Raw genomic sequence first — 12,837 nt, 5'->3', positions numbered from 1 at the left:
GAAGTTACTACTCCTTGCGCACGCGCTCCAGCAGCAGCTGGTTCATCGGATTTGGAGTGAGGCCGCGCACGTTGTTCTGCGTCAGGCGCACTACTTCATCGTAATACAGGCTGATAACCGGGCACTCCTCCACCACAATGCGGTCCATGGCCTGGTACAAAGCCGTGCGTTTGGCCACGTCCTGGGTGCGGCGGGCTTCGTCGTAGAGCTTGTCGTAGGCTGTGTTTTTGAAGTGGGTTTTGTCGGGGCCAGCGGGGCTGAAATTGGGGCTGTAGAACAGCGCCAGGTAGTTTTCGGCGTCGGGGTAGTCGCCCAGCCAGCTCTTGGCGAAGAAGGCCACCCGACCGTTGTCCACCAAATCCTGCTGCGCGGCCGACTGGTTGATGTCAATCTGAACCTGCACGCCCACATCGGCCCACTGCTTCTGCAGGTATTCGCCTATCTCCTTGCGTTCCAGCACCGTACTCAGGCGCAGCTTCAAGGGCCGTTGCGGGCCGTAGCCGGCGGCGCGCAGCAGCAGCCGCGCCTTCTGCGGCTGGTACGAGTAGCCGGGCACTTCCTTTTCCGAAAACGACGGCAGCGCCGCCGGCACAAAGCCCGACGTGCCGGGGTGCCCCACGTGGTTGAGCAGGTAGGTCAGCATCTCCGGCTTGTTGAGGGCATAGTTGAGGGCCTGCCGCACGCGCTTGTCGCGAAAAGCCCGGCCCTGCACGGCCTGCTCGCCAATCAGATTGGCCGAATCAAGCTGAATGCCGAGGTATTCGGTGTTGAGGTAGGGCGCTTTCTGCACCGTGAACTTGCCCTTGAAATCGGCCCGAATGGAGCCATCGGCGTGCATAATGAGGTCGCGCGAGCCGGCCCGGATGCCGGAGAGGAAATCCAGCTTGCCCTGCATGAAAGTCAGAAATTCCGTCTTGCGGTCGGGCAGGAAGCTCACGGCCACGGCATCGAGGTAGGGCAGCCTGCGGCCCTGCCGGTCACTACGCCAATAGTCCGGGTTGCGCTCGTAGAGCAGCACGTTGCCCTCGTCCCAGAGCTTGAAGCGGAACGGCCCCGTGCCCACCGGGTGCTCGCGGAAGTCCTTGCCGTATTTCTCCACGGCCTCGTGCGGCACCACGTAGGCATACGGCATGGTGAGAATGCCCAGAAACGGGATGAACGGCTCCTTCAGGTGAATGCGCAGCGTGGAGTCGTTTGCCGCCACGAAGGCCGTGTCGCTGATGCTGCCATCGGGCTTCTCCAGCACCTTGCCCCGGAAAATCCAGCCGCCCGAGCTGGCTGTGGCCGGGTCGAGGATGCGCTTGAAGCTGTAGACAAAGTCGTGAGCGGTGACCCGGCGGGTGGCAACTGGGGTGGAAAGGTCATTAGAGGCTCTCAGCTTCGTATTGAGCTCCGGATGCAAATCCGTTTCAGAAACCGGAAACACCTCTTGATTTTCATGGAAGAAAATTCCCTTCCGCAGCACAAAAGTGTACGTCCGTCCATCGGGCGAAATGGTGTAGCGCCGGGCCAGCGCAGGCACCGGCACCAGGGTCGAATCCAGCTCCATCAACCCGTTGTAGAGCTGCGAGACGGCCCAGGAATTGGCCTGGTTGCGGGCAAAAGCAGGGTCGAGCGAGGACAGCGCCTCGGGCTGGTTGTAGCGGAAAACGCGGCGCTCGTCGGCCGCCGAGCGGGCCGCGTCGTGGCAGCCGGCCAGCGCCAGCACGCCCGCCGAAAATCCAAACAGTTTAGCCGAGAAGCCAGCCCAACGAGCCAAAAAAGGGGCCATGCGAACAGGGAAAGAATGTATCTTTGTCACAATGCTACGGCAAAAGTTATTAGTTATTAGTTGCCAGTTGTTCGTTATCAGTTGTTCGTCGGAAAGCGTAAAACCTCCCAGGCACTGATACTGAACATCCAATACCAAGCAACTGACAACTGACAACGAACAACTGACAATTAGAGAGACTCATGGGAAAAATCATCGCGGTAGCCAATCAGAAAGGCGGGGTGGGCAAAACCACTACTTCCATTAACCTCGCGGCGTCCCTGGCCGCCCTGGACTACCGGACCCTGCTCGTCGACGCCGACCCCCAGGCCAACGCCACCTCGGGCGTGGGCTACGACCCCAAGGACATCCAGAACAGCATCTACGAGTGCATGGTGGACGGCATCAACGCCCACGACATCATCGTGCCCACCAACATTCTGCCCCACCTCGACCTCATGCCCTCCCACATCGACCTGGTGGGCGCCGAGGTGGAGATGATAAACCTGCCCAACCGCGAGGAGAAAATGAAGGAGGCCCTGCGCCCCCTCGCCGCCGAGTACGACTTCATCATCATCGACTGCTCGCCCTCGCTCGGCCTCATCACGGTGAATGCGCTCACGGCCGCGCACTCGGTCATCATCCCGGTGCAGTGCGAGTATTTCGCCCTCGAAGGTTTGGGTAAGCTCCTGAATACCATCAAAATCATTCAGAGTCGCCTCAACACGGAGCTCGAAATCGAAGGCATCCTGCTCACGATGTACGACGTGCGCCTTCGCCTGAGCAACCAGGTGGTGGAAGAAGTGCGGATGCACTTCCAGCAGCTGGCCTTCGATACCATCATCCCGCGCAACGTGAAGCTGAGCGAGTCGCCCAGCTTCGGCATCCCCGTCATCCTGCACGACGCCGAGAGCAAAGGCTCCATCAGCTACCTCAACCTGGCCCGCGAAATCGTGGAGAAAAACAGCGTGGAAGCGACGGAGGAAACGGCGGAGGACGAGCGGATTTAAGTATGTCTTCTTACACCGAACAAACAGGGTTACCCCCCGATTTTCGGGTAAGCTATAGCGTGTTCAGTGCAGAAGAAGGCGGACGCAAAACATCTCATTTTCAGCATATTCGGTGGGATTTCTCTTATGAGGATGAAGCAATTGCTACTCGCAATCTACTGTTCATGATTTGGCCTGAATTTATTTCACCATCTGGCGAAATATTACCTGAAGGAGAGCCAATGCCTCAGTATGGCTTGGCAAACATGTTTATCATTAACCCAGCATATCGAGAGTTTCATTGCCAGCATATTAAGCCAGGCTTGCGAGGGTATCTCCACGAAGGGCATCGAATTGGAGTATGTGAAGTCGTTGAGGTACTCGCGCTTCACCAGAATCCAAAGTCGTAGTTCATCATTTAGCCCCAAAGGGGCGACATATCGGTAGCACCTCCAGCATCTTCCGGATTCTCAAAGCCCCGTGGGGGCGGCATTCGTTGAACGAGTGTCGCCCCCTCGGGGCTTTGTCATTCTTGCCACCCAGTTTTTCTTCCGATATGCCGCCCCGCTGGGGCTAATTCTAACCCCAACCGCCGCCGCCAAACTTATCGGCTTGCCCTTCGCCCAACAATCCGTAATTTTGACATCCGTTGCCGCGTGCCTTTTATGGGTTCGGCCGATGAACTATGCCGCTAGAGAAGAACGAAGAGAAATTGCAAGCTGCTTTGGCTGCCGCCGCCGCAGTAAAACGCAAGGGTGGCCTGGGCCGCGGCCTGAACGCCCTCATTGAGGGCAGCTACGAGAAAAAAGGCGACCGGCCCGGTACCGGCGACCGGCTGGTGTCGCACCCCGTCAACTCGGTGGGCTTCATCTCCGTCGAGCACATCGAGGCCAACCCCTACCAGCCCCGCACCCATTTCGACCAGCAAGCCCTGCAGGAACTGGCCGACAGCATTAAAATTCAGGGCATTATCCAGCCCGTGACCCTGCGCCAGCTCGGCACCAACTCCTACCAGCTTATCAGCGGGGAGCGCCGCCTGCAGGCCTCCAAACTGGCCGGCCTGGAAACCATTCCGGCATACATCCGCAAGGCCGACGACCAGCAAATGCTGGAAATGGCCCTGATTGAGAACATTCAGCGCGAGAACCTGAATGCCATCGAAATTGCCCTCAGCTACCAGCGCCTGCTGAGCGAGTGCAACCTGCGCCAGGAAGAGCTGGGCGACCGGGTGGGCAAAAACCGCTCGACCGTGACCAACTACCTGCGCCTGCTCAAGCTGCCGCCCGACGTGCAGATTGGCCTGCGCGACGCGGAAATCAGCATGGGCCACGCCCGCGCCCTCATTGGCCTCGACGATGCCAAAGCGCAGGTGGAGTTGTTCCGCAAAATCGTGGCCGAGGAGCTTTCCGTGCGCCGCGTGGAAGAGCTGGTGCGTGCCGGTTTCGGCCGGAGCGGCGATGGCGAGAAAACCAGCGCCACCGGCAGCAGCGCGCCCGCTCAGCCGGCCGTGCCCGTGGCCGAAATCCGCCGGGCCGAACGCCACCTCGCGGAGCGGTTTGGCTCGCGGGTGCAGGTGCGGCCCACGGCCAAGGGCAACGGCGAAATCAAAATTGCCTTCGACTCGGTGGAGGACATGCAGCGCATTCTGCACATTCTGCAGCCATCGTAAGTACGCTTTGCATTGAGATTCTGCGCTTCGCAACATGCCAAACACGCTAAGAGCCGGCGTTTTCCGTTAGCAGGTTGGTTATGAAAAATGTGTATTCCCGCCTCCTGGCGGTAGCAGTGGCAGCGGGCAGCCTGCTGGCGGGCCACGCCGGACGGGCGCAAGTAATTGACCCCAACGTGCCCGCTACCCGCACCTCGGCCGAGATTCTGGCCGACACCACCGAGCGCCGCGAAGTGGTGGTGACGCCCGAGGCCAAAAAGCAGAAAGCCGCCGCCGACTCGGCCAAGCGCACGGAGCACATGTTCCGGGCCTTCGGCTTCAAGGGCATCCGCCTCACGCGGCCCGGCAAGGCGGCCATGCTGGCGCTGGTGCTGCCCGGCGCGGGCCAGATTTACAACCACAGCTACTGGAAGCTGCCGCTGGTATACGGCGGGCTGGGCGGCGTCATCTACGGCGAGATTTTCTACCAGCAAGGCTACCGCGAATTTGCCGATGCCTACAATATGGTTACGCAGCAGGGCGTGCCGCTGCATAGCCCCTTGTTAGGCCCTCGTGCCCGCCTCTTCAACACGGCTGATGCGCTGAACACGGGCGTGGTGTTCTACCGCGGCTACCGCGACATTTTTTACCTCTACATCGGCCTCGTGTACGGCCTGCAGATTGTGGATGCGCTGGTAGATGCCCACCTCAAAGACTTCGACGTGAGCGACGACCTGAGCCTGCACTGGGAGCCGACGCTCATGGCCGTGCCCGGCCAGCGCGCCGCATTTCCCACCAACCCCGGCCTCACGTTTGCGCTGCGGGTGAAATAATTAGTTGTTTGCTGCTGATGGTCCGTTGTCAGGCTTTTTCTAACGTCCGGATTATCCGCAGCGAACGGTGAACCACTGTTAATTTCCATGAAAATTCTACTCATCGGCTACGGTAAAATGGGCCGCACCATTGCCACTCTCGCGCAGCAGCGCGGCCATGAAATTGCCGGCATCGTCGATTCTCACGCCAGCGAGGCCACCATTGCCGACTTCACGCCTGCCATCGTCGATGTAGCCATCGAGTTTACGCACCCCGACTCGGCGTTTGCCAACGTGACGGCCTGCCTGCGCCAGGGCCTGCCGGTGGTGTGCGGCTCCACGGGCTGGCTGCACCACTTTGAAGAAGCCCGGGCCCTGACCGATGAGCTGGGCGGCAGCCTGTTCTACGCTTCCAACTACAGCGTGGGCGTGAACCTGTTCTTCCACTTCAACGAGTACATTGCCAGCAAGATGGCGCAGTTTGGCGGCTACGACGTAGCGGTGCGCGAAATTCACCACACCCACAAAATCGACCAGCCCAGCGGCACGGCCCTCACCACGGCCGAGGGTATTCTGCGCCACTTCCCCACCAAAACCACCTGGCGCAACGCCCCCGCCGAAGCACCCACCGAGCTGGCCATCATCAGCGAGCGCGAGGGCGAAGCCGTGGGCACGCACATCGTGACCTACACCTCCGACGTGGACACGCTGGAGCTCAGGCACGAAGCCCACAGCCGGACCGGTTTTGCGCTGGGTGCGCTGCTGGCGGCCGAGTGGCTGCCCGGCCGCCAGGGCGTATTCGGCATGAAAGACCTGCTGGATTTGTAGTCCTCGTCGTGCCCGGCGCAGGCGCACTGGCGTTCTGCTGCGTTTCTTTACCTGATATTCATTGCCAGGCCCAAGCTTGCCCTCCTCATGCCCTTCCTCAAAACCGACCCCACTGCTCCCCCGAAGCCGCCCAAAACGAAAACCCGTGAGTGGGCCGATTCGCTGATTTTTGCCATCGTGGCGGCCACGCTCATTCGCTGGGCCACGTTTGAGGCCTACACCATTCCTTCGCCCAGCATGGAAAACTCCCTGCTGGTGGGCGACTACCTGTTTGTGAGCAAGCTGCACTACGGGCCCATCACGCCCCAAACGCCCTTGCAGGTACCCCTCACCCACCAGACCATCTGGGGCACCGGCCTGAAAAGCTACTCCGAGCTGATTCAGCTGCCGACGTACCGGCTGCCCGGCTTCTCCGAAATCAAGCGCAACGACGTGGTGGTCTTCCACGTGCCGCACGAAGCCCAGTACCCCGCCGACCTGCGCACCAACTACATCAAGCGCTGCGTGGCCGTGGCCGGCGACACCCTCGAAATCAAAGACGGCCAGGTGTACCTCAACGGCAAGCCCGGCGTGACGCCCCCCGGCCTGCAAACCACCTACTTCATGCAGGTGGACAACCCGAACGACGAGGTGCTGGCGGCGCTGCGTGCCCAGGGGGTGGTCGACTACGACCAGCCCGGCGGCCTGCCCCAGGCCGTGGCCGGCCCCGACGGCAAGTTTGGCTACGCCATCAGCTGCACCAAAGCCACCTACGACTACTTCAAAGCCCAGCCCTACGTGAAGGCAATGACCGTGCTGCAACCGCAGGTGCAGCTGTTTCCGGATGTGGCTGATTTCCACGGCTCGGCGGCCATGAGCGCCACGCCGCGCAACTGGAACCTCGACAACTACGGACCGCTGCCCATCCCGAAAAAAGGCCAGACCATTGCCCTCACGCCCGGCAATGCGGCCATCTACTACAAAATAGTGGCCCGCTACGAGCACAACGACGGCGTGACCTGGCAGGACGGCATGATTTACCAGAACGGCAAGCCGCTCACCAGCTACACCATCAAGCAGAATTACTACATGATGATGGGCGACAACCGCCACAACTCGGAAGACTCGCGCTTTTGGGGCTTCGTGCCCGAAGACCATGTGGTGGGCAAGGCCGTCCTCATCTGGCTGTCGATGGACCCCAACGGCGACTTCTGGCACAAAATCCGCTGGAGCCGCTTGTTCAACATCATTCACTAAGCGACCCGTAATCGACAGGGCCCATCTGTCATTGCGAAGAGGCACGACGAAGCAATCCGTCCTCCCGATGTCACCAGCCCTAAGATGTGAAAAGCCCCGACACTGCGTAGTGTCGGGGCTTTTTGCGTTTCAGCGTTTCAGATAACGGGTTGCACATTAGGAGGCTGGTCGCTGAGAACAGGACGGATTGCTACGGGCTGCGCCCTCGCAATGACAGACCATAAGCTTTACCACTCAATCGGCGTCAGCCCTTTGCTTTCCAGCCAGGCGTTGGCCTTGCTGAAGGGCTTGCTGCCAAAAAAGCCTTTGTCGGCCGCGTAGGGCGAGGGGTGCACCGACTTCAGAATCAAATGCTTTTTCTCGTCAATCAGCTCTGACTTCTTGCCGGCATAGGCGCCCCAGAGGATGAACACAACGTGTTCCTTCTCCTCCGAAACCTTGCGGATAACGGCATCGGTGAACTCCTCCCAGCCCTTTTTCTGGTGCGAGGCCGGCTCACTGGCGCGCACGGTGAGGGTGGCATTGAGGAGCAGCACCCCCTGGCGGGCCCAGCGGTCGAGGTTGCCGTTGGGGGCCGGGGGCGTGCCGGGCATGTCGCTCTGCAGCTCCTTGAAAATATTGACCAGCGAGGGCGGCGTGCGCTGGCCCTCCTGCACCGAAAACGAGAGGCCGTGGGCCTGGTTTTTGCCGTGGTAAGGGTCCTGGCCCAGAATGACGACCTTGACGTTGTCGAACGGCGTGGCGTCGAAGGCGTGGAAAATCTGAGGACCGGCCGGGTACACAGTCGTGGTGGCGTACTCGCCCTTCACAAAAGCAATAAGCCGCTGAAAATACGGCTTTTCGAACTCATCGGCTAGCACGGGCCGCCAGCTTTCGGCTATCTTTACCATCGAACGTTTTCAGGAAAATAAAGGGGATTTCACGGCGTTTGACAACCGTATTCGCGTAAAACCAATTTCAGCGGGCGGCTGTTACGTCCGCAAGCTACTCTTCAGTTCCCGACACCTATGCCCACCACCACTACGCAAGGCGTCACCGTTTCGGTTACGACCAATTACCTGCCCGATTATTCCAGCCCCGGCCAGGAGCATTTTGTGTTTGCCTACAAGATTGAGATTCGCAACAACAGCGAGTTTACGGTGAAGCTGCTGCGCCGCCACTGGCACATTCACGATGCCAACGGCGTGGTGCGCGAAGTGGAGGGCGAGGGCGTGGTGGGCCGCCAGCCCGTGCTGGAACCCGGTGAGGCTCACCAGTATGTGAGCGGCTGCAACCTGAAATCGGGCGTGGGCAAGATGCGCGGCACCTACCTGATGGAGCGCCTCGCCAACGGCCAGGAATTTGTGGTGGAAATCCCGGAGTTTACCCTCATGGTGCCGTACCGGATGAATTAGGAAAGTAGCGCGAACTTTGTAGTTCGCGTTTCCAGGCTATTCGGCCGTGTTATCGTTCGTCGTTCGGGAACGCGACCTACAACGTTCGCGCTACGTCTTGTTTCAACTCCTCGCCTACCTCCGCTTCTGGCTGCGTTCCGGCAACGCCCACGGGCTGCACTCACCGTTTGTATTTGGCCTCTACACCTCCGTGGTGCGGCACACGGGCCTCTACAAAGCTTACGCCGCCATCGAGGAACGGCGGCGGCAATTGCTCAACAGCCCGGCCAGCATCAGCGTGACCGATTTTGGGGCGGGCTCGCACACAGGGGCCGGCCGCCAGCGCCGCGTTGCCGACATTGCCCGCACGGCGGCTAAGCCCAGGCCCTTGGCGCAGCTGCTGTTCCGGCTGGCCAACTATTTCCGCCCGGCAACCATTCTGGAGCTGGGCACCTCGCTGGGCCTCACCACGGCCTACCTGGCGGCGGCCGACTCGCGCCACCGCGTCATCACCTTCGAGGGCTGCCCGAATGTGGCCGGCGTGGCCCGCGACACGTTTGATAAGCTGGAGCTACGCAATATTGAGGTGGTGGAAGGCAATATCGACGACACCCTCGCTCCTGCCCTGGCCGCGCTGCCGGTGCCCATCGACTTTGCTTTTTTCGACGGCAATCACCGCTACGAGCCTACGCTGCATTACTTCGAGCTGTGCCTGCAGCACCGGACCGATGAGTCGGTGTTCGTATTCGACGACATCCACTGGTCGGCAGACATGGAGCGGGCCTGGGAAGTCATCAAAGCGCACCCCGAGGTGACGCTGACGGTCGACCTGTTCTACATCGGCCTGGTTTTCTTTCGGAAGAACCAGCCCAAGCAGCACTTCTGGCTGCGAACGTGAGCCAACTCCCCATCCGTCATCCTGAGTGCAGCGAAGGACCTTACCACGTTTGTGATGCCTGCACGGCAAGCTACATCAACGTGATAAGGTCCTTCGCTGCGCTCAGGATGACAGACGCTACAAACTACGGTAGCTGATTCAGCTCCACTTCGCCGCGGTCCTGAATGGCCTGGCGCACGCGCGTGAGCTTCATCAGCAGGGCTTCCAATTGGTCGAGGGGCAGCATATTGGCGCCATCGGAAAGGGCCGTGGCGGGCGTGGGGTGGGTTTCGATGAACAGGCCGTCGGCCCCCACGGCGATGGCGGCTTTGGCAATGGTTTCGATGAGGGCGGGCTGGCCGCCGGTCACGCCGCTGGCTTGGTTGGGCTGCTGCAGCGAGTGCGTCACGTCCATCACCACGGGCACCTCGAAGCGGCGCATGGTGGGCAGGTTACGGAAATCGACCACCAGCTCGGAGTAGCCGAACGAGTTGCCGCGCTCGGTGAGAATAACGTTTTCGTTGCCGGCCTGGCGCACCTTGTCCACGGCCCATTTCATGGCCTCACCGCTCAGGAACTGGCCTTTCTTGATGTTGACCACCTTGCCGGTCTGGGCGGCGGCCACCAGCAAATCGGTCTGCCGGCATAGGAAAGCCGGGATTTGCAGCACATCAACGTACTCGGCCGCCAGCGCAGCTTCGGTCGATTCGTGGATGTCCGTCACGGTGGGCACGCCGATTTCGCGCCCTACTTTTTGCAGGATGCGCAGCGCCGTTTCGTCGCCAATGCCGGTGAAGGAATCCAGCCGCGAGCGGTTGGCCTTGCGGTACGAGCCCTTGAAAATGTAAGGAATCTGGAGCTTGTCGGTGATGTGCTTGATGCGCTCGGCGATGCGCAGGGCCATGTCCTCGCCTTCGATGACGCAGGGCCCGGCCATGAGAAAAAACTGGCCGGAATTGGTATGGCGGAAGTGCGGGAGGGTATTGGCGAGGGCTTGGAGCATGGCGGTCAGTAGTTAGTGGAGGGTAATAAGTAGCAAGTAGTGAGCTTGGTATTGGTGATAAGCCGTAATCCCAAGCTGCTCTTGCTTCTTAATCTGTAAACAAACGCATTAGTCGCGGAGACTTGCGGATAAAATATTGAATGGCAGCCAGTACAATGCCGGCTGTGGCGAGAGCGGCGTAAGCGGTTAATGTATCTTCAGTGTACTGACGGTTTGCGTCCGGCAATTGATTTTTTGGATAAACCTGATTCCTTCTCGTCGCCCACAAATAGCCGAAGAACAGCGCAATCAATAGCTGCGCAACCATAACCACATTGGCTAGAAGCTTAGCAAAACGAGTTGAAACTTTAAGCATCTACTCTAGGCTTCTTTTTCAAACAAATAAACAACTCCCGCCCCTGCCGGGGCCGGAGCGAATTGGTAGCGGTTTCGAAATGCCGAAACTCGAAGTAAGGCGCAAAGTATTCGCGGTATTCGTCTTTGCTGCCACCAAACGGCGGCTCCTGCACCGGCCCGAAATCGGTATCGAAGAGCAGGCCCATGAGGGTGCCGCCGGGGCGCAGCAGGCGGGTGCACTGCCGGGCGTAGGCCGGGCGCAGGCCGGGATTGAGGGCGCAGAAAAACGTCTGCTCCACAATTAAATCGTAGGGCGGGTCGTTGGGCAGGGTAAAAAAATCGGCCAGCAGCAGGTGCTCGGTTGGGAAATCGGGCACGCGGGCGGCCAGGGCGGCCAGGGCTTCGGGGGCAATGTCGGCCACGAAAACCTGGCGGAACCCCAGCTGGTGCAGGTACTCGGCCTCGTAGGCGCGGCCGGCCCCGGGAATGAGGATGCGCGGCTGCCGGGCCACGTCGAGCTGGTCGAAATAGGCGCGCAGCGGCGGGGTGATGGCGTGGGCGTCCCAGCCGTCGCGGCCGGTGGCGTAACGTGCTTGCCAGTAGGCGGCATCGAAGTTGGGTAAAACCGTTTCCATTCAGCCAAAGTATAGGAGAAAGTTGCCAGGGCAGCAAAGTCCCCTATTTTTACGCCAAAGGTACGTGCCGCAGTGCGCCACGGACCGCGAATTTTCTTACGCTTCTTTTCGCTTAACTATTCCCGCATGGACCCTAACGAAACCCCCGAACCTCGCTCCAACAACAGCCGCGTCCTGCTCTGGGTTGCCCTCGTGCTCGTGCTGCTCGGCATCAACGGGGTCCTGTTCTACCTCAACCAGCAGAAGGGGCAGAAAAACGAAGAGCTGACCACCGAGGTGAAAGCCAAGGACAGCAAGCTGCAGGAGCAAATCAAGCAGTACGAAGCCTTAAAGGCTGATTTTGAGCGCCAAAGCCAGGAGCTGCAAGCCCTGGGCCTGAGCAACGACTCGCTCGAAGCCAAGATTGCCAGCGTGAACGCCGACTTGCTGAAGCTCCGCTCCTTCCGCGCCGGCAGCTTCTCCATTGCCCAGCAAAACCTGTTCAAGCAGCGCGCCCAGAACCTGGAAGGCCAGCTCCGCAAAAAGGACGAGGACATTTCCCAGCTGAAAAAAGACAACGAAACGCTCTACACCGAAACCACCACGCTGAAGGAGAAGCAGAACAAGCTCACCGACACCATCAGCACCATTGCCCGCACCAACCGCGAGCTGTCGGACAAGGTGTCGGTGGCCTCGCGCCTGCAGGCCGACAACATTCACGTCGCCATCATCACCTCGAAAAACAAGGAAAAAGAAGACGACAAGGAAGAATTCAAGGCCAAGCGCGTGGAAAAGGTGAAGGTGACCTTCAACCTGGCCCGCAACGACGTGTCGCCCAAGGAAACCAAGGCCATCTATATGCGCATTCTGGAGCCCGATGGCGCGGCCCTCTACAACCTGAGCACCGGCGGCGGCACTTTCACCGTGGATGGCCAGGAGGCCTTCTACACCCAGAAGCAGGACGTGGTGTATGACAACACCCGCCAGAAAGTGGAATTCGTGTACGCCAAAGGCGCCGAATACAAGAAAGGCTCGCACACGGTGGAGCTCTATGAGAGCGGCCAGCTGATGGGCAAAACGACGTTCACGCTGAAGTAGACCACGGGTTCGCTCGGATTTAAGCGGATTTCACGGATTTTATGGACGCATAAACAAGCCACTTTCAAGCCCGCCGGAATCAATAAAAAAGCCGCTACATGAGCGGCTTTTTTTATTGTCTTACTCCACCGCCAGGCGCTGGGCCGGGCCAGCCCCGCGCAGCAGGTAGAGCCCGGCGGGTAGGCCCTGTAGGTCGAGCGCGGCCTCGGGGCCGGCCGGGGCGGGGTAGCGGCGCACGGTGCGGCCCAGCGCATCGGTCAGGGCCAGCGGCGC

At 60.1% G+C, this 12,837-nt stretch carries 14 protein-coding genes; 9 read left to right on the top strand and 5 right to left on the bottom strand.

Annotated features, from left to right (window positions below; genetic code table 11):
- Window positions 1-7: 7 nt before the first annotated feature.
- Window positions 8-1,771, bottom strand: a complete 1,764-nt coding sequence (locus ACYVHT_RS18980; protein WP_460555678.1) for an ABC transporter substrate-binding protein — start codon at window positions 1,769-1,771, stop codon at window positions 8-10.
- 182 nt (window positions 1,772-1,953) lie between these two features.
- On the opposite strand from ACYVHT_RS18980, the gene ACYVHT_RS18975 reads away from it, so the two are divergent.
- The 6 genes from ACYVHT_RS18975 to lepB all read left to right on the top strand — a co-directional run bounded on the left by ACYVHT_RS18975 (window position 1,954) and on the right by lepB (window position 7,263).
- Complete coding sequence (locus tag ACYVHT_RS18975) at window positions 1,954-2,760, top strand: ParA family protein (RefSeq protein ID WP_208176324.1); 807 nt, start codon at window positions 1,954-1,956, stop codon at window positions 2,758-2,760.
- A gap of 2 nt (window positions 2,761-2,762) precedes the next feature.
- Window positions 2,763-3,149 carry a hypothetical protein gene (locus tag ACYVHT_RS18970; RefSeq protein ID WP_460555674.1) on the top strand — a complete coding sequence of 129 codons (387 nt, stop codon included), beginning with the start codon at window positions 2,763-2,765 and terminating at the stop codon, window positions 3,147-3,149.
- Window positions 3,150-3,463: 314 nt separating this feature from the next.
- Window positions 3,464-4,408 (top strand): ParB/RepB/Spo0J family partition protein, encoded by a 945-nt coding sequence (locus ACYVHT_RS18965; RefSeq protein WP_460555671.1) that lies wholly within the window; start codon window positions 3,464-3,466, stop codon window positions 4,406-4,408.
- 89 nt (window positions 4,409-4,497) lie between these two features.
- Window positions 4,498-5,220, top strand: a complete 723-nt coding sequence (locus tag ACYVHT_RS18960) for a DUF5683 domain-containing protein (RefSeq protein ID WP_460555668.1) — start codon at window positions 4,498-4,500, stop codon at window positions 5,218-5,220.
- A gap of 87 nt (window positions 5,221-5,307) precedes the next feature.
- The gene (gene dapB, locus ACYVHT_RS18955; protein WP_460555665.1) at window positions 5,308-6,027 is read left to right on the top strand and encodes a 4-hydroxy-tetrahydrodipicolinate reductase; all 720 of its coding nucleotides are present in this window, start codon (window positions 5,308-5,310) and stop codon (window positions 6,025-6,027) included.
- Between the two features lie 87 nt (window positions 6,028-6,114).
- The gene (lepB, locus tag ACYVHT_RS18950) at window positions 6,115-7,263 is read left to right on the top strand and encodes a S26 family signal peptidase (protein WP_460555662.1); all 1,149 of its coding nucleotides are present in this window, start codon (window positions 6,115-6,117) and stop codon (window positions 7,261-7,263) included.
- Between the two features lie 227 nt (window positions 7,264-7,490).
- On the opposite strand, the gene ACYVHT_RS18945 is transcribed toward lepB, so the two are convergent.
- Window positions 7,491-8,153 (bottom strand): uracil-DNA glycosylase, encoded by a 663-nt coding sequence (locus ACYVHT_RS18945; protein WP_460555659.1) that lies wholly within the window; start codon window positions 8,151-8,153, stop codon window positions 7,491-7,493.
- 117 nt (window positions 8,154-8,270) lie between these two features.
- On the opposite strand from ACYVHT_RS18945, the gene apaG reads away from it, so the two are divergent.
- Both apaG and ACYVHT_RS18935 read left to right on the top strand, forming a co-directional pair.
- Window positions 8,271-8,657, top strand: a complete 387-nt coding sequence (gene apaG, locus ACYVHT_RS18940; RefSeq protein ID WP_460555656.1) for a Co(2+)/Mg(2+) efflux protein ApaG — start codon at window positions 8,271-8,273, stop codon at window positions 8,655-8,657.
- A 97-nt stretch (window positions 8,658-8,754) separates the two neighbouring features.
- Window positions 8,755-9,534: an O-methyltransferase gene (locus ACYVHT_RS18935; protein ID WP_460555653.1), complete on the top strand. Its 780-nt coding sequence runs from the start codon at window positions 8,755-8,757 to the stop codon at window positions 9,532-9,534.
- 124 nt (window positions 9,535-9,658) lie between these two features.
- Here ACYVHT_RS18935 and kdsA read toward each other — a convergent pair whose 3' ends face one another.
- The 3 genes from kdsA to ACYVHT_RS18920 all read right to left on the bottom strand — a co-directional run bounded on the left by kdsA (window position 9,659) and on the right by ACYVHT_RS18920 (window position 11,487).
- Complete coding sequence (gene kdsA, locus ACYVHT_RS18930) at window positions 9,659-10,516, bottom strand: 3-deoxy-8-phosphooctulonate synthase (RefSeq protein ID WP_460555650.1); 858 nt, start codon at window positions 10,514-10,516, stop codon at window positions 9,659-9,661.
- Between the two features lie 88 nt (window positions 10,517-10,604).
- Entirely contained in the window at window positions 10,605-10,871 is a 267-nt protein-coding gene (locus ACYVHT_RS18925) for a hypothetical protein (RefSeq protein WP_460555647.1), read from the bottom strand.
- The gene (locus tag ACYVHT_RS18920) at window positions 10,864-11,487 is read right to left on the bottom strand and encodes a class I SAM-dependent methyltransferase (protein ID WP_460555644.1); all 624 of its coding nucleotides are present in this window, start codon (window positions 11,485-11,487) and stop codon (window positions 10,864-10,866) included. Before ACYVHT_RS18920 ends, ACYVHT_RS18925 begins: the two co-directional genes overlap by 8 nt.
- A gap of 126 nt (window positions 11,488-11,613) precedes the next feature.
- Here ACYVHT_RS18920 and ACYVHT_RS18915 point away from each other — a divergent pair, with 126 nt between their 5' ends.
- The gene (locus ACYVHT_RS18915) at window positions 11,614-12,564 is read left to right on the top strand and encodes a hypothetical protein (RefSeq protein ID WP_460555641.1); all 951 of its coding nucleotides are present in this window, start codon (window positions 11,614-11,616) and stop codon (window positions 12,562-12,564) included.
- Window positions 12,565-12,837 lie beyond the last annotated feature (273 nt).

It is taken from the genome of Hymenobacter daeguensis (assembly GCF_054780555.1).
This window is presented reverse-complemented; position numbering and strand designations above follow the sequence as displayed.